General features: G+C 49.1%; 22 protein-coding genes and 2 pseudogenes. 3 read left to right on the top strand and 21 right to left on the bottom strand.

Annotated features, from left to right (window positions below):
• Positions 1–77: 77 nt before the first annotated feature.
• The 6 genes from AC6B99_RS14405 to AC6B99_RS14380 all read right to left on the bottom strand — a co-directional run bounded on the left by AC6B99_RS14405 (position 78) and on the right by AC6B99_RS14380 (position 5,149).
• A complete protein-coding gene (locus AC6B99_RS14405; RefSeq protein ID WP_496663577.1) occupies positions 78–1,577 on the bottom strand; it encodes a monooxygenase in 1,500 nt (499 codons plus the stop codon).
• Positions 1,578–1,594: 17 nt separating this feature from the next.
• Positions 1,595–1,999, bottom strand: a complete 405-nt coding sequence (locus AC6B99_RS14400; protein ID WP_056037876.1) for a RidA family protein — start codon at positions 1,997–1,999, stop codon at positions 1,595–1,597.
• Between the two features lie 493 nt (positions 2,000–2,492).
• Positions 2,493–2,852, bottom strand: a complete 360-nt coding sequence (locus tag AC6B99_RS14395; protein ID WP_056037878.1) for a hypothetical protein — start codon at positions 2,850–2,852, stop codon at positions 2,493–2,495.
• Positions 2,852–3,178 carry a hypothetical protein gene (locus tag AC6B99_RS14390; protein ID WP_494863893.1) on the bottom strand — a complete coding sequence of 109 codons (327 nt, stop codon included), beginning with the start codon at positions 3,176–3,178 and terminating at the stop codon, positions 2,852–2,854. Before AC6B99_RS14390 ends, AC6B99_RS14395 begins: the two co-directional genes overlap by 1 nt.
• Before the next feature lie 31 nt (positions 3,179–3,209).
• The gene (locus AC6B99_RS14385) at positions 3,210–4,199 is read right to left on the bottom strand and encodes a carbon-nitrogen hydrolase family protein (protein WP_496663576.1); all 990 of its coding nucleotides are present in this window, start codon (positions 4,197–4,199) and stop codon (positions 3,210–3,212) included.
• A gap of 170 nt (positions 4,200–4,369) precedes the next feature.
• The gene (locus tag AC6B99_RS14380; RefSeq protein ID WP_056037887.1) at positions 4,370–5,149 is read right to left on the bottom strand and encodes an IclR family transcriptional regulator; all 780 of its coding nucleotides are present in this window, start codon (positions 5,147–5,149) and stop codon (positions 4,370–4,372) included.
• 281 nt (positions 5,150–5,430) lie between these two features.
• Here AC6B99_RS14380 and AC6B99_RS14375 point away from each other — a divergent pair, with 281 nt between their 5' ends.
• On the top strand, positions 5,431–6,159 hold the full coding sequence (locus AC6B99_RS14375) for an alpha/beta fold hydrolase (RefSeq protein WP_496663575.1): 729 nt from the start codon (positions 5,431–5,433) through the stop codon (positions 6,157–6,159).
• A 341-nt stretch (positions 6,160–6,500) separates the two neighbouring features.
• Here AC6B99_RS14375 and AC6B99_RS14370 read toward each other — a convergent pair.
• Positions 6,501–6,731, bottom strand: a pseudogene (locus AC6B99_RS14370) (metal-sensing transcriptional repressor); the annotation flags it as partial.
• Positions 6,698–6,793: pseudogene (locus tag AC6B99_RS14365) on the bottom strand (IS30 family transposase); the annotation flags it as partial. The pseudogenes AC6B99_RS14365 and AC6B99_RS14370, both read right to left, overlap by 34 nt.
• Before the next feature lie 354 nt (positions 6,794–7,147).
• Between AC6B99_RS14365 and AC6B99_RS14360 the strand changes: the two are divergent.
• Together AC6B99_RS14360 and AC6B99_RS14355 are read left to right on the top strand one after the other, a co-directional pair.
• Positions 7,148–7,795, top strand: coding sequence for a metal-dependent hydrolase (locus AC6B99_RS14360; RefSeq protein WP_056037893.1), 648 nt, complete (start codon positions 7,148–7,150; stop codon positions 7,793–7,795).
• Positions 7,796–7,867: 72 nt separating this feature from the next.
• The gene (locus tag AC6B99_RS14355; RefSeq protein WP_496663574.1) at positions 7,868–8,407 is read left to right on the top strand and encodes a GNAT family N-acetyltransferase; all 540 of its coding nucleotides are present in this window, start codon (positions 7,868–7,870) and stop codon (positions 8,405–8,407) included.
• 140 nt (positions 8,408–8,547) lie between these two features.
• On the opposite strand, the gene AC6B99_RS14350 is transcribed toward AC6B99_RS14355, so the two are convergent.
• From AC6B99_RS14350 to pucL, 13 genes are all read right to left on the bottom strand, one after another.
• A complete protein-coding gene (locus AC6B99_RS14350; RefSeq protein ID WP_494863895.1) occupies positions 8,548–9,090 on the bottom strand; it encodes a histidine phosphatase family protein in 543 nt (180 codons plus the stop codon).
• Between the two features lie 28 nt (positions 9,091–9,118).
• Positions 9,119–9,889, bottom strand: a complete 771-nt coding sequence (locus AC6B99_RS14345; RefSeq protein WP_056037902.1) for a metallophosphoesterase — start codon at positions 9,887–9,889, stop codon at positions 9,119–9,121.
• 251 nt (positions 9,890–10,140) lie between these two features.
• Positions 10,141–10,563 carry a VOC family protein gene (locus AC6B99_RS14340; protein WP_056037905.1) on the bottom strand — a complete coding sequence of 141 codons (423 nt, stop codon included), beginning with the start codon at positions 10,561–10,563 and terminating at the stop codon, positions 10,141–10,143.
• Between the two features lie 86 nt (positions 10,564–10,649).
• Entirely contained in the window at positions 10,650–12,872 is a 2,223-nt protein-coding gene (locus AC6B99_RS14335; RefSeq protein ID WP_494881883.1) for a heavy metal translocating P-type ATPase, read from the bottom strand.
• Positions 12,873–13,055: 183 nt separating this feature from the next.
• Positions 13,056–13,565, bottom strand: coding sequence for a GNAT family N-acetyltransferase (locus AC6B99_RS14330; protein WP_056037910.1), 510 nt, complete (start codon positions 13,563–13,565; stop codon positions 13,056–13,058).
• 33 nt (positions 13,566–13,598) lie between these two features.
• Positions 13,599–13,964, bottom strand: a complete 366-nt coding sequence (locus tag AC6B99_RS14325) for an ArsR/SmtB family transcription factor (protein ID WP_056037911.1) — start codon at positions 13,962–13,964, stop codon at positions 13,599–13,601.
• Between the two features lie 145 nt (positions 13,965–14,109).
• The gene (locus AC6B99_RS14320) at positions 14,110–14,784 is read right to left on the bottom strand and encodes a ThuA domain-containing protein (protein WP_494863899.1); all 675 of its coding nucleotides are present in this window, start codon (positions 14,782–14,784) and stop codon (positions 14,110–14,112) included.
• A 39-nt stretch (positions 14,785–14,823) separates the two neighbouring features.
• A complete protein-coding gene (gene add / locus AC6B99_RS14315; RefSeq protein ID WP_056037918.1) occupies positions 14,824–15,876 on the bottom strand; it encodes an adenosine deaminase in 1,053 nt (350 codons plus the stop codon).
• 202 nt (positions 15,877–16,078) lie between these two features.
• Positions 16,079–17,308, bottom strand: coding sequence for a pyridoxal-phosphate-dependent aminotransferase family protein (locus tag AC6B99_RS14310; protein ID WP_496663573.1), 1,230 nt, complete (start codon positions 17,306–17,308; stop codon positions 16,079–16,081).
• Positions 17,309–17,310: 2 nt separating this feature from the next.
• Positions 17,311–18,561, bottom strand: a complete 1,251-nt coding sequence (allC, locus tag AC6B99_RS14305) for an allantoate deiminase (RefSeq protein WP_496663572.1) — start codon at positions 18,559–18,561, stop codon at positions 17,311–17,313.
• Between the two features lies 1 nt (position 18,562).
• The gene (locus tag AC6B99_RS14300) at positions 18,563–19,978 is read right to left on the bottom strand and encodes an allantoinase (protein ID WP_496663571.1); all 1,416 of its coding nucleotides are present in this window, start codon (positions 19,976–19,978) and stop codon (positions 18,563–18,565) included.
• A 54-nt stretch (positions 19,979–20,032) separates the two neighbouring features.
• Positions 20,033–20,404: a hydroxyisourate hydrolase gene (gene uraH / locus AC6B99_RS14295; RefSeq protein WP_056037929.1), complete on the bottom strand. Its 372-nt coding sequence runs from the start codon at positions 20,402–20,404 to the stop codon at positions 20,033–20,035.
• Positions 20,401–21,369, bottom strand: coding sequence for a factor-independent urate hydroxylase (pucL, locus tag AC6B99_RS14290; RefSeq protein ID WP_056037932.1), 969 nt, complete (start codon positions 21,367–21,369; stop codon positions 20,401–20,403). The genes uraH and pucL overlap by 4 nt, the downstream gene beginning before the upstream one ends.
• Positions 21,370–21,411 lie beyond the last annotated feature (42 nt).

Genomic DNA, 21,411 nt, shown 5'->3' with positions numbered 1-21,411 from the left:
TCTGCCCGGAAAGCTTTGGTTAAAATGCTTCCGGGCAGAATATTGTTTTTCCAAAAACAATATAGGCAAAGAAAGGTTTAACCTCTGCTGATTTGCTTAATTCCTAGCTCCATTCGGTTAATTAAATCGGCTTCGGCTGCAGAGATTGCCCATGCAATATATCCGTCCGGTCGAATCAATGCAGTGTGCACATTTTCCCAGCCTTTGGCTTGTTCAGCCAAAGTTGCACTTACGAATTTGAAATGTTGGTGCTGCAGATTACTAACGATGTCTTCTGTAATTTTATCCGAAGCTAGATTCAATAATATATATTTACCATCACGGAACAGCTCATAACTGCTGAAGACATCGCCATTCTGTGAAAGTAATTTAATCTCTGCAAGTCGGCTGCCATTTAGAAGATGTGACGATACATTCTCTTGTTCGTTGTAATGAACATCCATGGCCGCAATTTGACAGGCTAAGCGATAGTTTGCATCCGGACTTTGTAACAAATCCGAAATCATTCTGCGAAGGTGAATCGTTGTAGGTGAAAAATCGGTGCCGAACAATAGGGTTTGTACTTTTGTATTCCAAAGTAATGCCGTATTAACGGGGAACCGTTCCGCATGGTAACTGTCCAGCAACACCTCGGGAGCCCATCCCTTCACTTCGGCAGCTAGTTTCCATCCAAGATTCATGGCTTCTTGCAAACCCACATTCATTCCTTGTCCGCCGGCTGGGAAATGAATATGTGCGGCGTCCCCCGCAAGGAACAGTCTTCCTTCCCTATAGCGCTCCGCTTGACGGGTTGCATTGCCGAAACGAGTCATCCAGTAAGGATCAGAAATCCCGTAGTCATCCCCTAACATGCGGATCATACCCGAGCGCAGTTCTTCCAAAGTAACGGGCTCGTCCTTAGGTATTGATTTTCTTTCCGGATCGATAAAGACGACACGGTGCAACTCCTTCGAGACGGGTACAATCATGATCATTCCATTTTCATTAAAGCTTGAAACGACGCTCGTTTTCGGCGGATTTTTAAAAACGACATCTCCTTGAACCGCAGTAAGTGTTGCATCCGTTCCGTTAAAGGCAATCTTGGCCTGCTTTCGTACAATACTGCCTGCTCCGTCGGCGCCAACCGCATAAGCTGCCGTTAATGTAATTTGACCGCTAGCTCCGGAAGCAATAACCTCGACAGAATCAGAGCTCTGAGTTACCGATAATACTTCCATTCCGCGGCGAATATCAGCGCCAAGTTCCTTCGCTCTTTGTTCTAGCACCTTTTCCGTTTCCGACTGGGCGATAAACAAGGAATAATTAGAGGAAGAGTCGATGACTGTAAAGTCCAACCGAGTTTCCAAGCCTGCAAAATGGCCAGTAGGGAGAGGTTTTCCAATCTTCAACAATTCCGATTTCAATCCCCGCAAGTCCAACATCTCTAATGTACGGGGATGGATGCTAAGAGCCCGCGAGTAAGGCGTAGTGGCTTCTAATTTTTCCAATACGCAAACCTTAACATCAGCCAATGCCAGTTCCTCAGCCAACATCATTCCAACAGGTCCTCCACCAATTACAATAACGTCATAATTCATTCTTATTTGCTCCTCTCTTAGTGTGAAATGGCTACGATAGCATCGACTTCAACTAACCATTCCTCAAAGCCAAGCGCCTGAACGCCTATAAAGGTGCTTGCCGTAAGCGGCCACTGGTCGCCGAATACTTCAAAGCCTGCTCTAAAGATCGAATCAACCAACTCGGGCTTATGGTTCACGACATGAATTTTCATTTGTACGATATTCTCCGGCCCGGTCGCAATTGCTTCCAATGCGAGCTTTACGTTAGTAAACACTTGCTTTGCCTGCAGCCCGTAGTCCCCCTCTCCGATAAGCTCTCCCTTTTCATTTAACGCGACTTGCCCGGAAATAAAGGCTAGCTGAGAAACGGGAGCAACGACGATTTGAGATATCAGACTCGTCACTATACTCGTAAGGGTGTCGGGATTTATTTTCTTCATATGAAATCCTCCAATTTTATTTTGTGCAAAACAAAATTTTTTCATGAAATTTAGTTTCGTGGGAAACAATTAAATATGAACAACACGTCCTATACATTGCAATAACAATTATAATAATAGTTTATTACAAAATAATATTTCTCTGAAAGGAATGAAACTCATCGTTATTTTCAATCCTTTTGTCTATCCAAAGTTCAAATCTCCAATTTATCGTTATAGCAAATAAGTTAAATCCTGTTCCACCGTAAACTGCCTAACCATAAAATACTGATTATCCATCTGTTGCCAGACGTAATGATGAATGGCTTGCTCCTCTCCCTTAACCATCCGATATAAGAGCGAACAAATGTCTCCATATTCGGATATGCCTAATAATTCGATTTTATTCAGACCGGGAAGTGACAACTTCTGTTCTTTCAAACATTCGTACGTCGAGTTGAATGCTCGCAGTAAAATAATCCTTCATCCTATCCGTAACATTCTTGTTTATCATTTATTCTCCCAGAGAGCGATCGAGTACTTTAGAGCGCATATCTCGAAGCACCCAGGTTAAGGAATTATCGGGGATCAGGTATCCCCCCACTCCGTCTGTAAACAAGATGTCATAGATACGGCGGCAAGCAGCATCCAATGCCTCATTGCTCGTATCTTCCTCTACCGGCGATGGAAGGAGAATCGTAATGGTATCCGGTTCTTGGGAGATAATTTCAATTCGAAATTCCCCTTCAGGTACCGTGCCTGATCCAAAATACTCATCCAATCCTGCTTTTGGACCGGTCATTAAGCGCTGGCGGGCAGCTTGATCTCGTTGAAGCAATCGGTAATGACCGGTAAAAATATCATGTTGATCCATTAGGGGTTATTCCTCCTGTAGCTTTGTCGCATCGCCAAGAGTTGTACTTTCAGCTTCTGAGGCATGATCCAGACGAACAACTCGGCACTCTGCCACAGATCCATTTGATTAATGACCGTATCGGCCTTTTCCGGTTCCTCTGAATAAGGCGGAATAACGTAGTATAGGGTGTCTCTCCTTTGCCTCCGAATGTCAAGATTAACATTTTCGGGCACTTCTACCCCTATTTGCGCCAGCGCTCGATGCGGATCCGTTTCAATCATTTCAGCAAACAAAGGGTCTCTCCATGCGAGTTCGGTAATTTTCCGTTCAAGACTGCTATTCATGGTTTTAATTAGTCCTCTCCGACAATTGTTGTTAGCTATTTTGAATAGCTTCGTAACCGATAACATTTGGCTTCGATTCGCCGATCACCTTTACGGGCTCATGAACGGATTTATCGAAAGTTAAGCTTAAGAAGCCGGGAGTGGAATAATGTCCCGCATGATCGATCAGGAATTTACCGGGAATGATTTGTTTGAGGTCGATGTCCGCATACACGATACCTTCCTCATCATGCTCTAGCGTATTGCTGATCACATGACCGTTCGGCGCGATGATCTTCGCGAAGCCGTATCCAATCTTCATATAATTTCTTTGGTACTCGGTTTCTCCGAGCATATCTCTCATTTCTTCTGTCCAAATCTGGGAAGCCAACAGACAGAAGGCTTGATTAGATATCGCGTAGTACTTCGTTGCAATTTCGCACACCTCGACGCTGAACAAATGACCATCATATGGCAATCCTGTTGGCCAGGAGGCAACATGCAATTGTTCATTCATGGATGCCATTGCCGAGAGATTTAGTGGGATGAGGTGCTCCCAACATTGCAACCCGCCGAGATTGCCATACTCCGTCTCGAACACGGACATCATGCTTCCATCGCCGTCGCCCCAGATCATCTTCTCCGCATTCGTTGCTTTTAATTTACGGTGTTTGCCGATTAAGTCGCCTTTAGGATTAAACCATAACTGCGTCAGATATAAGGAACCGCGATCTTTCTCGGTGACCGATACGCAGAAATAAACCTTGTTGCGTTTGGCGGCTTCAGATAACTTCCGAATGGATTTGCTTGGGATTTCAACGGAGTTCTCGAACAGCCTAATGTAGTGCTTCATTCCATAGTCGGCATTGCCAAGCCATATCCACCAAGGGTATCCCGGTACGAATGCTTCCGGAAAAGCAATAACCTTAGCACCGTTAGCTGCAGCCTCATCCACGAGCCTGCACGTTTTGTCGATTGTTGCATCCAGATCCAAATAGACGGCTGCAGCTTGAACGGCAGCTGCTTTGAAAGTTTGATTCACTTTTGAACAACTCCTATTCTTTAGTTTTTAATTAGTTCACTATTAGTGTACAGTGTACACCATTAGTGATTTTAGCCCATTATAATTTAACTTTGTTTCTTATGCAAGGAAAAGTTACATAAAAAAAAAGACACTGCGGTCGATGTCGATGAGCGCAGTGTCTTTTTTCCCTATGTCAGTTGATTGGTTATTTGATTAGCTTTCTCCTTGAGCTTGAGTACATCTATTGAGGATGGACTAGTGTCGATTTCGCCAGTAAATCCGATGAGACAAAGTGCGGCAACCATGTTTCCCGTATAGTCAAAAATCGGACTTGCTACTGACATGCTCCCGGGTATTCCGCCAAACAGCGTATTTCGAAAGGAAACTCGTTCCTCTCGAATCGTCTGCAATTCCTGCTTCACCATCTGCTCGTCAAGTTGATAGTTGTCGATCTCCCGTTGTATTAATGGTTGAACCTGGGAGAACGGAAGAAAAGCGGCAAAACACTTACCAAGGGCCGTCATCAACAGTGGAAAGCGATAGCCGGCTTGAATTTCGACCTGTATCGGTTTGTCGCTTCGTTCGTATTCAGCAATTATCGGCCCTTCCTCGCTCCAGATGGCAAGCGCTACGGAGTGATTGATTTGTTTGCTGAATTCGCGGATATGAGGTTTGGCGATTTTAGCAACATCGAATTGTTGGAGCGCGACCAAGCCTAACTCGATTAGGGATGGCCCCATGGCGTAAGACGAGTCTTTTTTATTCTGAATAAGAGCGCCGACTCTTGTAAAACTAACCAGGTATTTATGAATTTTATTCTTCGGCATATCCATTCTTTTGGACAGTTCCGATACGGACAAGGGAGCTTTCGCCTCTTTGAAACATTTCAGTATGGAAAAAGCGATCTCTAGAGATTGGATTCCCTGAGAGGAGGAAATTAATCGAGTTGGAGCTTCCATCTCTTTCATGCATTCACCCTGCCTTAAAGTAGTGTTCTAGCCCATACATTTGTTGATGTTATCTAAATAGTAATAGATTTGATATTTTTTCGCAAGGAAGGGACAAGGATGTTTATCTAGGCCACGCGCGGTATGTTTTTCACCCCCTCTCCTTTCTTTGTAAATTAAGTTGACATCTGTTCTGAAAATAGTTGCAAAATTGATAAACATCGTTATAATGATGTTTAAAACATTCACAAATAGTGAACATATACACTAATAGTGAACAATAATAGGAGGGTGAGCGTACTATGTTTTACGATGCAGAGATTTCAGAGAATCCATCAGTTGTCCTCATTCATGGTTCTTGGTTAGGGGGATGGAGTTGGAGAGAAGTCGCCAATCAATTGGCTGCCAAAGGGTATCGTGTTCTGGCTCCGACTTTAACTGGGCTTGGCGAACGCAAACATCTGCTGACTGGGGACATTAATTTATCCGTGCATATCGAGGATATTGTAAATCTTATATTGTTCGAGAACATGACGAACGTTGTGCTGGTCGGTCACAGCTATGGAGCAATGGTTGCTGCGGGAGCCGCAGATCGTTTGTTCGGTCGAGTCAGTTGCGATATCGTAATTGTAGACGGTTTTATTACCGAATCAGGCGAGTCTGTCGTGGACCATTATCCAGAAGTATATTCCCTCATGCAGCATTTCTTGTCATTGAACCCCTCCTTAGTTGAACCGCCGCCTGTAGAGACATTTGGATTAAACGATACCAAAATCTCTGCAGCCATTACTCCCTTTTTAACCAGAATGCCGCTATCGACACATATGGAGAAACTCAACTACTCCTTGGAAAAACAAGCACAAATGTCCCGTTCTTATATTTGTTGCATGGAATTCCCCATGTTTCATCAAACGGCTTCTGAGGCAGCCGAACAAGGTTGGCGCAGTTTTGAAATTAGCGCAGGTCATCTGGCTCCAATTACTCATCCGAAACAAATTGCTGATTTAATCATTGCTTCAATCCAACCATAACATTAATTTCCTTGGATAAGAATCACATAAAGCACGTTTAGCTTTACGTCTGACGCTTGTCAAGAGGACATTGTCGTCAATCGAGGACCACAGTAAACTATGCAAGTTGTTGTCCTCAATCGGATAACGATGCAAGATCTTGTCCTAATTACAGGACAAGATCTTGCATCGTTAAAATGAAAAAACCGCGCAGCGCGCAGATCCTAATGAATGTATTAAACTGTTACCCCGGGTGAGGATGTAATATAATTCCCCCTGATTCATTCTCACTAATTGGCCCAAGTTAACAAACAACAATAAGAGCCCCGTTTTCGAGGCTCCGTATTGTTCCGACTATATGAACGACTCCTTACAAGTAGCTCGATTGCTTCCTTCACGACTTTATTAGTATCTCTTCCTGATGCCTGTTCTTCCAGAATACATCGCTCTCGGTTTTCCGCCACGATCTGCGCAATGGCTTTATCCGCAGCGTTGCGTACTGCCAAAAGCTGTCTCACCACGTCTTTGCAGTTCTTGCCTTCCTCCATTAATTGAAGGACCCCGCGTAATTCGCAATGACTCTCGTCAACCACCCCAGTCGATGCAGCGTCTCTAGTTGCCCACGTTCAATTATGCTGAGATGGGAGTAGCTCATGTTGGATTCTCCTGTAAAATATCACAGTTATTTTTAATTCAAACCCATTTACTTGGCAATGGCAAGAGGATTGATTCTGTACGCTAGTCCAGTCAAGCTAACCTATATTCTCCCTTTTTATCATCTGACGGATCATTTCATAAGGATGAGCCTTATTTTACGTATACAGTTGTATAAATATTCATTTTTCAGCAATTATGAAAGATTATTCTCATATTTTCTGAAACTTTTCTCAAAAATTATGACGTCACACAGATGCGTACTCTTGTTCCCTTCGGCTGTTTCTAGTATAATAACATAGCGAACATACGTTTGAATACACAACTGGATAATAGCCAGGCATTAGGAGGAACAATGAAAGGCACGACACATCTTACGATTGGCATGGCTATTGGAGCCGGTGCAGCAGCTTATTATTCCTTTACCCCTGCGAATGCGGCTGCTTATGTAGCCGTTGCCGCGATCTCCGCCTTAAGCGCGGATCTGGATGGCCCCAGTATTTTGAGCAGCAAGCTCGGCAAAGTGTCCAAGCTCATTCATGATTTGCTCATTTGGGGCGGCGTTATTATGATTGCGATTGTCAGCTATTTGTATGTGGTCAATCATACCGTTGGCTGGAAGCTGCTTGTTGCTTCCGTTGGCGTCGTGCTGCTGGGGCTCGTTGCGAAACGCGGCGTCATCCGCAATGCACTTGTCAGCGCTATCGGCGGAGCCTTTGTGTACGGGGGCTTCTGGTTCGGCATGAACTGGCTTATCGGGCTAGGTGCATTCGTGGCTGTGGCGCCTTGGCTTAAGCATCGCGGCATGACCCACACGGTATGGGCTACCGCGGCATGGGGCGCAATCGCCTGGGGACTGGAGCAGCAGCTTCATCTTGAAGGCATTATGCGAGTTGCCATTATCGGATACTTATCCCATTTATTCGCAGATACGTTGACGCCGAGCGGGGTCAAATGGCTTTATCCGCTATACAAGAAGCCTTTTAAGCTTAGCATTTTTTAATTGCCCGCCTCTATCCCCGTTGGCCGCACCTTCGATTTCAGGTGCGGCTATTTTAGAAAGGAGTACCGATAGATGACAATAAAGCAGAGTATTTATTTGAAGCCCCTCGAGCTTGCTGATGCTGAGTCCATGCTTGTACTTAGATTAAGCAACCAAGCCTTTCTCCAGCCTGTAGATCCCATTCGCCCCGATAACTTCCTCACCTTGGAAGGCCAGCAGGAGCATATTAGTCTTGGCATACAGAAACAGGCTGAAGCTGCTTCTTATCCTTTCGGCATTATGCTGGAGCAGCAATTAATTGGACGAATTGAGTTGTCTAATGTAATAAGGGGACCACTGCAAAATGCGAATGTCGGTTATTTTCTCGATCGCGCTCATCAAGGCAACGGTTATGTATCGGAGGCTGTTCGCTTGGTCACCGCTTATGCTTTCGAGCAGCTCGGTCTGCATCGCTTGCAAGCCGGGGTAATGCCGAGAAACACCCCTTCCATTCGTGTTCTGGAGCATGCCGGCTTTCGCCGCGAGGGCCTAGCCCTTCGCTATTTACAAATTAATGGGGTTTGGGAGGATCACCTCCTCTTCGCCTTGACTGCTGAGGAATATAAGTCCTGAAAGTCATGACCATTCTCAGCCAAGCGAGACGCATCGTATACTCAGCTTCTTTTAGCGAGTAGACGATGCGTTTTTTGCAATAGAAAAAAGCAGCTCATTTTCCTCATAAGGATAAGCTGCTTACGGTATCTTTTATTTTGCTAATCGGCCATCAATGTTTTGAATTCAAATGTCTTGTAGTCCCCATTAGCTGATGAGTACCTCGTAATATTTCCATCATCCGGTATGCCATTGAAGTAAGCACCGATACAGCCTGTTGTACAAGCATGTCCGGATATTAAAATATTAACCTCTTTGCCTTCATTCTTCGCTTCGAGCTCACTCATAAAACTAAAAATTCGCTCGGCAAAATGATCGGTTTCTTCCACTCCTTTATAGACGCTTGAATCAGGAGTAAAACCTTTCATTTTCACTTCGCTTGCTTTTAATTTATCCGCTTCCCCTAAATCGAAAGCATCGAGCCTTGCATCAATAATGGCAGTAGCGCCGGTTGCTATTTCAGCTGTTTGTACAGCCCTTTCCTGTGGTGAGGAAAATACAAAATGGAAGGTGACATCCCGCAGTCTCTCTCTTAGCTGCTCCGCTTGTTTTATCCCCTGCACATTTAATGGCAGTCCCGACCTTCCTTGCATTCTTTGTTCCTTGTTAAAATCGGTTTGCCCATGTCTCACTACATAAATCATCGGTAAGCTCCCCCTTTGTTATAGCCGCCTACAACTGATGCACCGTCACTTCACTGCGAATGAGGAATCTCGCATTGGGCTCGGTCTGGCTAATGCCTTTGGAAATATAGAAGGTGCCGTTGCTCCATTTATGCTGGCCTTTATAAATGCCGGAAGCAGCAAGCTTGCCCTTGTTAATAAACCGGAACAGGAACGGAACATTAAACTGCATGCCATGAAAATGGCCCGCCATGAGATAATCATAGGAATGCTTAATATGCAGCACCGTATTCGGATCGTGTGCGAGCACAATAATAGGCTTTGACGGGTCAACGTGGAGAAAAGCTCGTCCCGGCTTGCTCTTTTTGCTGCTCCAATCGTCAATGCCAACCAGTTGAAATGCGCCTAAATCGATGCTCTCATTAATGAGAACGGTAACGCCTTCCCGCTCCAGAAGCTTCTTCAGCTCGCGCACTCCGGAAGGCTTTATTCGATGGTCGTGATTGCCATACACCGCATAAACCGGAATGCCGCCCGCGCAAATCGCCTTCACATACTGCCTGACCTTCGGTAAATAACGCAGCTTCTGGGTAAAGTCTCCGGTGAGAAATATGTATGCCGGCTGCTCCCTTGCAATCAGCTTCTGGATTCGCCTTGGGCTGATGCGAATATTTTCAACATGCAGATCACTAATTTGCAGCACCTTGAGCCCTAATCCCGCTTGATAATGGCAACGCTCCACTTTAAACCACTGCGTAGGCAATATCAAAAATAAATAAAACAGCAGCGCAAGCGCTGCAATGCCAATAACAACGACCATGCAACCCCTCCTTACTACTAAAACCGCTAACAAGGTGAAACGGCTGACTACGTCCATTAGCGGCGCAGCGCGTTTCAGTCCGAGAAATGTAGAGAAAGGATGGCGACATCATATCCTTTCCTATATTTTAAAAATAGCGGCCCGCCTTCATAATGGGAGGCCATAAGCCGGAACAACCGAAGGCATCGCCTTCGGCCGTCGCAGCATTTTTGACATAAGATGATGATTCTTGCTTATAGCCTGCCGATTGCTTACAGCTGATTTTCACCTGTGCTTTGGAAAAACTCAATGATTTCGCCGTTCAAGCCTTTAACGAATGCGATTTTCACTGGAGTTGGCGGATTGTCGCCGAGTACAACTTCCTTCGTCTCTACCGTTACTACTGCGCCAGCAGCTACTGCTGACTGAACCGCCAGCTCTATATTTTCGGAGCGGTAAGCTAAATGGAAATAGGAGCCTTCGTCCGCCACCGGCGCTTTGCCGCCAGCGAATACTTCGAGATAGTTGCCATCGCCGCTATCGAGCATAATAACGCGGCCATCTCCTTCACCCCAGCTATGTCTTGGTGTAAAGCCGAGTCCTTCTGTATAAAATTTCACGGTTGCTTCAAAGTCAAATGCGCGCAGCGCAATATGATGAAGGCCGCCGCCGCCAATTTTTGCATTTTTATTCATTGGATGCTGTCCTCTCCCAGAAACGAAATGAAGTACCCTTTTAGAATACCCGATTCATAGGCGGACGGGCAACCCTGCCATTAGCATCAGCCTTTGATTTTCATCCGCTGCAAGCGCAGCGCATTGAGTACGACCGATACGGAGCTAAGCGCCATCGCCGCCCCCGCCAGCCAAGGAGCAAGCAGGCCCGCTGCCGCTATCGGAATGCCGATGACGTTGTAGGCCAGCGCCCAGAACAGGTTTTGCTTAATGTTGCGCATCGTTTTTTTGCTCATCGTTATGGCATCGACAATGCTGTTAAGATCGCCGCGCATAAGTGTGACATCTGCCGTCTCCATGGCAACATCCGTTCCTGTCCCCATCGCCATGCCGATGTCTGCTGCCGCCAGCGCCGGAGCATCATTAATGCCATCACCAGCCATTGCTACTTTCATGCCAGCCGCCTGAAGCTTCTTAACCTCCTCGGCTTTTCCTTCCGGCAGCACGCCAGCAATGACATGCTCGATACCCGCTTCGCTCGCAATAGCCGCCGCTGTACGCGGATTATCTCCTGTAATCATCATGACCTTAATGCCAAGCTCCTTGAGCCGGTCAATCGCTTGCTTGGATGAAGGTTTAATCGTATCGGCAACCGCAATCATGCCTGTATATTGGCCATCAACAGCCGTCAGCATAACCGTCTTCCCAACTTCCTCCAGCTTAGCCATTGGCGCTTCGCTGTTGTGTGCAACATCGTAACGCTCCATTAAAGCACGGGTTCCGACAACAACATCGCGGCCCGCTACAGTTGCCCGAATGCCAAAGCCCGGAATAGCTGAAAATTCAGTCGCTTCGGGAAGTGCAATGTTCCGCGCTTCAATTGCGGCTACAATAGCTTCGGCGAGCGGATGCTCCGAGCGTTTCTCGGCTCCGCCAACGAGGGCCAGCAGTTCCTGCTCCGGTATATTCCCTTCGACAATAACATCGGTCAGTGAAGGTTTACCTTCCGTCACCGTTCCTGTTTTATCGAGCAGCACCGCTGTAACGCGATGGGTTGATTCTAAATGCTCTCCGCCCTTGAACAAAACGCCGACTTCTGCCGCCCGGCCCGATCCCGCCATAATAGAGGTCGGTGTCGCAAGTCCTAGCGCGCATGGGCAAGCGATAACGAGCACTGCGATAGCTTTCTCCAGCCCTTCAGCAAACATGCCTGGCTCGAGCCAGAAGTACCACAAAGCAAAAGCGAGTAGGGCAATTCCTACAACGATGGGAACGAATATGCCGGAAATACGGTCTGCTATTCGCTGAATCGGCGCTTTGGAACCCTGCGCCTGCTCGACAATGTGAATAATTTGCGCAAGCGTCGTATTTTTGCCAACCTTCGTAGCCTGAATGCGCAAGACGCCATTTTTATTAATCGTCGCTCCAAATACTTGATCACCTGACTGCTTGTCAACAGGCAGGCTTTCTCCAGTCAGCATCGATTCGTCGATCGCCGAGCTGCCGTCCAGGACAATACCGTCGACCGGAATTTTGCCGCCCGGCTTCACAATAAGCTGATCGCCAATGACCACCTGTTCGACCGGGATGCTCATTTCGGAGCCGTCACGCACGACAAGCGCTGTTTTCGCTTGCAGTCCCATGAGCGAGCGAATCGCTTCCGATGAACGCCCTTTAGCGAGCGCTTCGAACCATTTTCCAAGTAAAATCAACGTAATGAGCAAGGCGCTTGTCTCATAATACAGCTCCTGCATAACGGGCATATTAGCCATCCCTACATGCTCTTCAGGCTTCAACGTCAAATACAGGCTGTAAAAATAGGCGGCCGATGTTCCAAGCGCTACCAAGACATCCATATTCGCGCCCCCACTCCGCAGCGCATTAAATGCCCCTTTATAAAAGGGCCAGCCGATTATGAATTGCACAGGAGTCGCCAGCGCTAATTGAAACCACGGATTGAGCAATAAATCCGGCACCCATATAAACGACGTAAATGAAAAATGTGCCGCCATTGCCCACAGAAGCGGCAGCGACAGTATCGCCGATAAGATGAACTTCAGCTGCTGCTTGCGGATCTCGTCACGCCGGCGATCCCCACCTTGCTTCTGCTCCACCTTCTCCTCAGCTGTAAAGCCAAGCTGCTCTATCCGCTTGATGACTGCAGCCAAATCGATCGTATCCGCACGATATTCGACATGGCTCGTCTCCATCGTAAAGTTGACCGTCGCTTGCGATACGCCTTCCAGCTTATTTAAGCCTTTCTCTATACGATTCGCGCATGCCGCACATGTCATACCCGAAATTTCCAGTGTAGTCTGCCTGTTCTCCATTGTAGTTACCACCTTTTCATACCCTATGGGGGTATCTCTTGTTGTTTTCATCATATAATACCCCGTGGGGGTATGTCAAGGGTTGACCCAATCTATGCCAAAAAAAACGACCCAAGCGCTGCGCGCTTGAATCGGTCTGGTTACAAATTGCAATTTAAAGTTCGTATAATACGATAAGTACGCTTATGTAACGCTCGCATCCATATGTACCGTTTGCCATTCATCCTGATCTTCAGCCGTAATAGCAAAGCCCTGCCGCTGCCAAAAATCGACGGCTCCCTTAAGAAAACGATGCGTATGCAAATACGCTACGCTATAGCCCTGCTCTGCAATAAAACGTTTGGCCTCTGCTGTAAGCAGCGAGCCTACACCGCTTCTGCGGCTGCTTGCAGCTACATAACATTTCACTATTTCTGCGGCTGGCCGGTTCGCTTCATACTTAGCCGTCTCAATTCGGTTATCATAGGGCTGCACACCGATGCACCCCCATATTTCTCCACGCTCCGAAAGTGCCAGGAAAAAACCAGCTCCCTCCTGGTGCAAATAATGCTCGGAGAAATTCACGAGATCCGGCGACAATCCATTTACCGCAAACATCGGCATAACCTCTTCACGCACTTGAGCTGCAAAAGCGACAGCATCCGCAATATGCTCCTCGCGAGCCTGTATAATAACTGGCGACACTACTGTCACTTCTAGATCCTCTCCTTAATATGGACGCAACACCTAGCTGTGATGCAAATGCTGAAGCGTCTGGATGAAAATTTCCTTTACATGATCATCGTCCAATGAATAATAGACGGTTTTCCCGACCTTGCGGCGCTTAACAATTCGCACATTGCGCAAGTAACGCAATTGATGCGAAATAGCCGACTGCGCCATATCCAGCACGACGCATAAATCATGCACGCACAGCTCTTGCGACAGCAGCGCATAAATCATTTTAACCCGCGTCGGGTCGCCTAGCGCCTTGAACATTTCAGCCAGATCAATGGCCGTCTGCTCCTCGACCTTTGCGGTCAGCAGATCTGCACCCTCCTGCTTCGTTCCCATACATGTGTCGTCACATTGCTCATCTATTACTTTGTCCATTCGGCTACACCACCCTCTAATCGTAATGCTTATGATCTTATTATAGCAGACAAAAGCGCAGTTCCTCTATTATTTGCAGGAACCGCGCGTTTCAAGCGTTATAAGGCCTTAAATCTTAAATGATCGTTTATAAAAAATACCAATGCTACGCCATGCGGGCGCACCACTGCACACAGGCATTTACCAGCTCGCCCAGCACCGGATGCAGCAGGCTTTCGCGATTATGCGCAGGCGTCAAACAACATACGCGGCCTTCCCCATAAGCATGGGACCATCCGCCAATCGACTGCCCATCCTCGGAATACGTCCGCATAAATACCGTTGTTGACGCTTCATCACAATCGACAAAATAATGCTCATCTACCGTTTCGAATGCTTGGTCTGCCGCTATATTGACATGCTCCTCGCCTGAACGCCCAGCAGGCTCAACCGTTATGGAACGCACGAGCTTCTGCTCCGGATGATGCTGAAAATAACCCCGCGTCATCTGTACATAGCCACCTTCTGCCGGATACGAAGCAAGCCCGGAATGCCAGGCGAGCCAGCCTCCGCCCGCCCTTACATACCGCAAAATCGCCTGCTCCGTCTCGTCGCCAAGCCATTGCTGCACTTGTTCATCAGCGGGATTGATATTATTATCTTTGTACAAAATGACGGCATCCGGCTTCGCCGCCAGTTCCTCGGCCAAATATTTGACTGTCGTATAGCTGAGCTCGATGTCCCCTGACGCCATTAATGGCGCCAAGCTTTGCTGCAAGCCTTCGGCAATCGCCTCCGCAGGATGATAATAATCCCCAATTACGGCTAAAATGGTTCGCATACGTCACTTCCTCCATTGTTTCCGAATCAGGGACTCTCCTTATACGGCAGGCTTCACTCCCGCAGCTGCGAGCCCCTGTTCAATATCGGCAATCAGCTGCCGTTTTTCTTCCTGCTCCAAAAAGGCCGCATAGGCGCTGTTCAAAATCAGCCTGCCGATTTCCTCCAGCGTTACGCCGCATTTTTCCATCAACAGCTCATATTCCAAACCAATCGTCGTACCTGAAACCGTCAGGTTATCCGTGTTAATGGTCGCCCGAATGCCTGCTGCCAGAAAGGCTTTAATCGGATAAGCCTCCCAGCCGCTAACGGCCTTCGTCTGGATGTTGCTCAGCGGGCATAGCTCCAAAGGCGTGCCTGTACGGCGTACCATTTCCATAATAGCAGGATTTTCCGTAATGCGCACGCCATGGCCGATACGTGTGGCGCCCAGGCTTTCAATCGCCTCCTGCACATTTTCCGCACCGCCTGCTTCTCCAGCATGAATCGTAATCGGCAGCCCCTTGCTAGCAGCGAGGTTAAATAAGGAACGATGCAGCTCTGGTGGGAAGGAAGCTTCATCACCAGCCAAATCTACCGCTGCGATTCCATCGCCATGCAGCTTGGCAGCGGCCAGTATGACCTGTTCATTGCGCTCATAGGCATCATGGCGCAGGCAGATGGCGATACCGCGCGCTTTCACGCCGAAATCCCGTTCTCCACGCCGCAAGCCACGAATGGTATGGCGCATCGCCTCCTCCAGCGACAAACCTCCTTTAATATGCAGCAGCGGCGCAAATCGCACCTCGATATAACGGCAGCCTTGTGCCGCCGATTGCTCAACCACTTCATAAGCTACGCGATCCAGCGCCTCTGGCGTTTGCAAATAGGGCTCCACAAACGCAAATTTGCTCAAATATTCTTTTAGGCTAGTGCAGCTCTCATCTGCAAGCATCCACGGGGTAAGGTCGCTGCCTTCCTCAACGGGCAGCTCCTTGCCTTGCTCCTTCGCCAGCTCGCGAAGCGTATTTGGCAAGACGCTGCCATCCAAATGCAAGTGCAAATCGATTTTGGGAAGCTTTTTCAATTGCTCCCGCACCACTATATCTTTCATCGTAAGCACTCCTTTAAATTTAAAATAAAAGCAAAAGCTATAGCAAACCGCCGAACCAGGTTAAACGGCCGAAAGCCGTCCTCTGGCGGCGTGGCGCGTTTCAGTCCGAGAAATATAGAGAAAGGATGGCGAAATCGTATACTTTCCTATATTTCCAGGAAAAACCCGGGCGGCGGTATAAAATAGCATTAGTTAAACGGCCTTAGTTCTCATACACAGCCAGTGCCGCTTGCAAGCCTTCTCCAGCTGGCACAATTGCGCCATGCCGAATCAGTACGGCTTCAAGCGCACCAAGCACATGCAGCACATTTTTCTGACTGCAGCTGTAGCCCATCGTGCCGATGCGCCAAATTTTCCCTTTTAGCACACCGAACGAACTGGCGATTTCGATGCCAAAGCTGTTTAGCAGCATGCTGCGAACAGCTTCTCCATCCACGCCTTCAGGAATCGTCACGCAGGTGACAACCGGAAGCTTGCAAGCCGGATTGCCATACAAGGTTAATCCCATCGCTGCAAGTCCTGCCATTAGCGCCGCTTCATGTCTGCGATGTCTCGCGAATCGCTCCTCAAGTCCTTCAGCGAGCAAAATACGCAGACCTTCGCGCAAGCCATACAGCATCGAGGTCATCTCCGTATGATGATTGAGCCTTGCTGGCCCCCAATAATCCTGAAGCTGGCTCAAATCCAAATAGTTGCTCTGGATTGCTGGACGCCGGTTGCTGCTTGCGGCATCGCCGGGAACGAGCAAGCCCCGTTCGACCTTTTTGCGGGCGGCAATTTTCCGCTCTGCCCTGTCGTTGTACGTAATAGGGGCCATGCCCGAAGGAACGGATAAACATTTTTGCGTGCCGCCAATGACCGCATCGATACACCAGGCGTCCGTCTCAACGGGAACGCCGCCGATGGTCGCAACCGCATCAACGACAAACAGAATATCTTGCTCCCTGCACGCTTTGCCAATCGCATCCAAAGGCTGAATCCGGCCTGTGGACGTTTCCCCGTGAACCATTAGCACAAGCGCCGGACGCTCATGCGAAATAGCGGCGATGACTTCATCCGGCTCAAAAACTTCGCCCCATTCCTTCTCCAGCGCCACAACCAGCGCACCGCAGCGCTCGGCAATTTCATAAAGCAGATTGCCGAAACGGCCATAAATCGGAACCAGCACTTTGTCACCCGGCTCAATTAAGCTGTTAAGTACCGCTTCAATGCCTGAACGCGACGTTCCATCTATTGGATAAGCCCAGCGATTGTCCGTTTGGAACAAGCTGCGCAGCATCTCCATCGTATCATTCATAAGTGCCGTAAACTCGGGGTCAAACTGACCCAGTATAGGATAAGATAACGCACGAAGCACGCGCGGGTCAACCTCAACGGGGCCAGGTGTCATAATCGTGCGGGGGGAAGGCGACAGTTCTCGGTAGCTCTTCATCATCATTTCTCCTCGTAAGCAAGTTCATATAACAAAGCGGACAACATCTCCGCCCCTGCTGCCAATTGGTCCGGCGACGTATATTCCTCTGGGGAATGGCTGATGCCGCCGCGGCTCGAGACGAATAACATCGCTGTAGGACATATGCCTGACAGCAGTTGGGCGTCATGTCCCGCCCCGCTCGGCATGACCGTATAAGGCAATGACAATTGCTTCGCAATACGTTCCAGCCGGACACGCAATTGTCCGTCCATCGGGGCAGGCGCGGCCTCCATCCATTGCTCAATCGTCACATGCAGCTCCCGCTCGCCGGCGATTTCTTGAAACTGCTGAAATACCGTTTGGCAAAATTCACGAATGGTCGGCTCATCAATATGGCGTACATCGACCGTAAAGCTAACGGAACCGGCAATAACATTCGGCGTATTAGGCGTTGCCGTCAGTTTCCCAACCGTAGCAACGAGCGGCGAGCCCGTTAAAATAGCTTCCGTCTCCAGCTGCACAATCATTGCAGCCGCTCCAGCCAGTGCATCGCGGCGCAGCGGCATCGGCGTCGTCCCGGCATGATTGGCTGTTCCGCCCACCGTTACCGTATAACGATGCTGCCCGACGATGGCCTCGACAATGCCAACGCTGAGCTGCTGCCGTTCCAGAACAGGCCCTTGCTCAATATGCAGCTCCACAAACGCTGCAATATCTGATCGGCGGACAGCATGCTGCTCCGCTTTGCCGAAACCGCAATGAAGCATCGCCTCTTGCAGGCTAGTTCCGGCTGCATCATAGCGCTCCGCACCTTGCTCTAAATCATATAGCCCGGCCATATTGCCCGAGCCCCAATACGTAAGCGGAAAACGGCTGCCTTCCTCTTCGCAGAGCGAGACTACCTCAAGCGTTTTTACAGGCTGCCCATACGTTTCCTTCAAATGCGCCAAAGCGGCAATTCCGGCAGCGACACCATAAGCCCCGTCATAAATGCCGCCCGATTGCACCGTATCGATATGGGAGCCCGTCATAATAACCGGACCTTCTCCCGAACTGCCTTGCAGCCTGCCGAATAAATTGCCTACTCGGTCAAAATAAACGTCCATGCCCAGCTCTTGCATCTGCTCGGCTAAATATTGCTGCGCCTCCAGCCACTCTGCCGTATAAAGCAGCCTAGTCACACCACCGCGCGGATCAGCGCCGAACTGGGATAATTCCTCCAGCAGCTTAGAGACGAAGGAGGCGAGCTGCGATTTGCTTGCCATTGTCATATCAAACACACCCCTTCATCATACCCTTTTCCGAGCCCGCCTCAAACGGTAGCAGCAACTTGCCCGAAGCTGGCTGTGCAAGGCCGCCGTCAACTGTATATACAACGGTTCCTCGAACGAGTGTCGCCACGACTCGGCAGGCCATTTCTTTCCCCACATAAGGGCTATGCTTGTGCCGATAAAACAAATGTTCCTCCCGCAGCTCATAGGCCGCATTAGCGTCTATAATAGCCAGGTCAGCGTCAGAGCCGATTGCGATAGCTCCCTTGCGCGGATACAGCCCGAGGCGCTGCGCAGGTCCTGCAGACAGCAAAGCGGATAACAATGGCAGCGGCAGCCCACGCTTGATCCATCCTTCACCTAGCACCAGCTCCATACTGCTCTGTGCCCCGGATATGCCTCCCCATGCCTCGAAAAACGTTTTGGAAGCATCCTCCTTCATCGAAGTCGGACATGGCGAATGATCGGAAGCGATGACATCCATCTTGCCTTCGCCAATCATTCGCCACAACCCCTCCCGCTGCACCTCGCTGCGCAGAGGAGGCGCGCATTTGGCAACTGCTCCAAGCGCCGTCATATCCTTCTGCGTCAGCAGCAAATAATGCGGACAGGTTTCCACCGTCACCGGCAAACCGCGCCGCTTCGCCCGATCAATCAGCTCCACCGCGTCAAAGCTGCTTATATGGACAAAATGAACTTTGCAGCCCGTCTGCTCCGCAAACAACAGCGCCTTGTTCACCGCCTCCAGCTCGGCAATAATCGGACGCGAGGCTGCGAATGCCTCTGCATCATGGCGGCCGGCTGCTAGAGCCGCATCAGCCAGTTGGGACGTAATGGCGTCACTCTCGGCATGAAGGGCGACAAATCCGCCGAGCGCGGCGATTTTTTTCATCCCCTCATACAGCGTCCAGTCATCAACCTCACGAAATCGCCCCTCCCCTTCGCCGCCGGGATTGGACATAAATGCTTTAAAGCCGACTACGCCCGCTTCGAACATAGGGGCAAGCTCATCCAGCTTCCCTGGGACGAGTCCGCCCCAGAACGTATAATCAACAGCTGAATGGCCTTCTGCCTGGCCTGCTTTCAACGCAAGCGCCTCGGTCGTAACAGTCGGCGGATTGCCATTGAGCGGCATATCAGCGTAGCAGGTTGCACCTCCGGCAGCTAGTGCGGCAGAGCCGCTCGCAAACCCTTCCCAATGCCCCAAATTCGGCTCATTGAAATGTACGTGAATATCGACCATGCCGGGCAGCACATACTGCCCCTCCGCATCGATTCGAGAGCCAGCCTCGGCACCTGCGAGAGACGGCTCCAAGGCGGCAATGCGGCCATCGCGAATGCCAATATCCAGCTTTTTCACTTGGTCAGGCAGCACAACAAAACCATTCATCACGATACAATCATAGTAGGAAGCCATGCGTATCCACCCCTTTTTCCCCATAACATAAGCCTGCGTGTTTACTCTGCTCTTCTAAGTACCGCGATAAGTGCTATAGCCCCCTGGCGCAACAAGCAGCGGAATATGATAATGCGCCTGTGCATCCTTAACGCGAAATCGAATCGGTATTTGCTGAAAAATAAATTCAATAGACGACTCCCGCGCAGCGTCATTATCGCGTGACAAAAAGCTTCCGGCATTAAACACAAGCTCATAGACGCCTGGCTGCATATTCTCGCCAGCAAGCATGGGCGCATCGAGCCGTCCATCCGCATTGGTGGAAGCGGCCTGAAGCAGCCGCCGTTCCCCAGTCTCCTCGCTCAACTGCCACAGCTCTAGCCCCATCCCCGCCGCAGCCTTCCCCGTAGAAATGTCGAGCACATGCGTCGTTATTTTGCCGCTCATGACGAAGCTTCCTCGTTTTCCAAATCCTCGCGGGTAAGCGTGAAGCCTTGGAAGCCGAATGGCGGACGCGGCTCGGTGTAGACAGCGGCTGCATCCTCTTCCGTATGGTCAACCACCGTTTCCCATGTCCGGTTATTCGATTCAAACCGCACCTCCGCCAATTGCGGGAAACGGGTCAAAATACGCAAGCCGACTTGATAAATTAAATATTGAATCGATGGCGTTTTATATTCGTGGAACACATTATGGGTAATATCCCGGATATGCTCAGCCGCAACGTATTGTCCGAAGCCCGTATCTACCGCATGTTCAACGTCTGCATAGCTCCAATAAATATTTAGAAAAATAAAGAGCGGCCGATCATAGCTTTCCGGCAGCGTCGTATATTCATCACGGACAAATCCATAGAAGGAGCTGCCGCTTACTTTAATCAACTGCAAATCAGTAATAGCGCACTCATGCTCGACGATAACCGGAGCGCCCTCTTCGCCGTCGCGGACAAGCTTCATCGAAGCGCTCGCATGATCATTATGGGAACGGCGGTACACAAGAGGGCTATCCACCAGCCCATCGCTGCCATCTGCCACTTCAAGCGTATGGAACGGGATGCGGTCCGCACTCAGCTCGATAGCTTCAATATGCGGATAGCGGCTAAGGAATTGCTTGCTGATGAACGCAAGCAGCCCTTCTGTCGTGCTCCCCTCAAAGTCGGCTGTTTGCCGCAAAATAAAATTTTTCATCGAATCTGTCGCCACAACCTGCGTATTGTCACCTTTAGTGAAGGAGGTGAGCAATGTCTCGCCGCTTACGGCAAATGTAATGTTATGGGCAAAAATAACGTTCGTATCGCCGGTAAAAGCCGATTCTGGGATGGACTTCACCGCCAGTGGCGCTGCATAGGTCCGATAAGTCAATACATCCCCTTTGCCATAATAAAGTGTACGTCCGCTGCCAAGTTTCAACATGTATACCCTCTCCCTTTGCTCTATATCAATTTTGGTATGATT

It is taken from the genome of Paenibacillus liaoningensis, from assembly GCF_059609455.1.
Note: the sequence above shows the minus strand (reverse complement) of the source record. Positions and strands in the feature narration are given on the sequence as shown.

Excerpts from the sequence above, each read along its gene's own strand:
- AC6B99_RS14345 (WP_056037902.1), bottom strand. The coding sequence starts at position 9,889 with ATGGTCGTTGTTATTGGCATTGCAGCGCTTGCGCTGCTGTTTTATTTA.
- AC6B99_RS14375 (WP_496663575.1), top strand. The coding sequence starts at position 5,431 with ATGTTTTACGATGCAGAGATTTCAGAGAATCCATCAGTTGTCCTCATT.
- AC6B99_RS14405 (WP_496663577.1), bottom strand. The coding sequence starts at position 1,577 with ATGAATTATGACGTTATTGTAATTGGTGGAGGACCTGTTGGAATGATG.
- AC6B99_RS14395 (WP_056037878.1), bottom strand. The coding sequence starts at position 2,852 with ATGGATCAACATGATATTTTTACCGGTCATTACCGATTGCTTCAACGA.
- AC6B99_RS14325 (WP_056037911.1), bottom strand. The coding sequence starts at position 13,964 with ATGGACAAAGTAATAGATGAGCAATGTGACGACACATGTATGGGAACG.
- AC6B99_RS14335 (WP_494881883.1), bottom strand. The coding sequence starts at position 12,872 with ATGGAGAACAGGCAGACTACACTGGAAATTTCGGGTATGACATGTGCG.
- AC6B99_RS14380 (WP_056037887.1), bottom strand. The coding sequence starts at position 5,149 with ATGAAAGAGATGGAAGCTCCAACTCGATTAATTTCCTCCTCTCAGGGA.
- AC6B99_RS14360 (WP_056037893.1), top strand. The coding sequence starts at position 7,148 with ATGAAAGGCACGACACATCTTACGATTGGCATGGCTATTGGAGCCGGT.
- AC6B99_RS14300 (WP_496663571.1), bottom strand. The coding sequence starts at position 19,978 with ATGGCTTCCTACTATGATTGTATCGTGATGAATGGTTTTGTTGTGCTG.
- allC (WP_496663572.1), bottom strand. The coding sequence starts at position 18,561 with ATGACAATGGCAAGCAAATCGCAGCTCGCCTCCTTCGTCTCTAAGCTG.
- AC6B99_RS14355 (WP_496663574.1), top strand. The coding sequence starts at position 7,868 with ATGACAATAAAGCAGAGTATTTATTTGAAGCCCCTCGAGCTTGCTGAT.
- AC6B99_RS14350 (WP_494863895.1), bottom strand. The coding sequence starts at position 9,090 with ATGATTTATGTAGTGAGACATGGGCAAACCGATTTTAACAAGGAACAA.
- uraH (WP_056037929.1), bottom strand. The coding sequence starts at position 20,404 with ATGAGCGGCAAAATAACGACGCATGTGCTCGACATTTCTACGGGGAAG.
- AC6B99_RS14340 (WP_056037905.1), bottom strand. The coding sequence starts at position 10,563 with ATGAATAAAAATGCAAAAATTGGCGGCGGCGGCCTTCATCATATTGCG.
- AC6B99_RS14310 (WP_496663573.1), bottom strand. The coding sequence starts at position 17,308 with ATGAAGAGCTACCGAGAACTGTCGCCTTCCCCCCGCACGATTATGACA.
- AC6B99_RS14320 (WP_494863899.1), bottom strand. The coding sequence starts at position 14,784 with ATGCGAACCATTTTAGCCGTAATTGGGGATTATTATCATCCTGCGGAG.
- pucL (WP_056037932.1), bottom strand. The coding sequence starts at position 21,369 with ATGTTGAAACTTGGCAGCGGACGTACACTTTATTATGGCAAAGGGGAT.
- AC6B99_RS14390 (WP_494863893.1), bottom strand. The coding sequence starts at position 3,178 with ATGAATAGCAGTCTTGAACGGAAAATTACCGAACTCGCATGGAGAGAC.
- AC6B99_RS14400 (WP_056037876.1), bottom strand. The coding sequence starts at position 1,999 with ATGAAGAAAATAAATCCCGACACCCTTACGAGTATAGTGACGAGTCTG.
- add (WP_056037918.1), bottom strand. The coding sequence starts at position 15,876 with ATGAAAGATATAGTGGTGCGGGAGCAATTGAAAAAGCTTCCCAAAATC.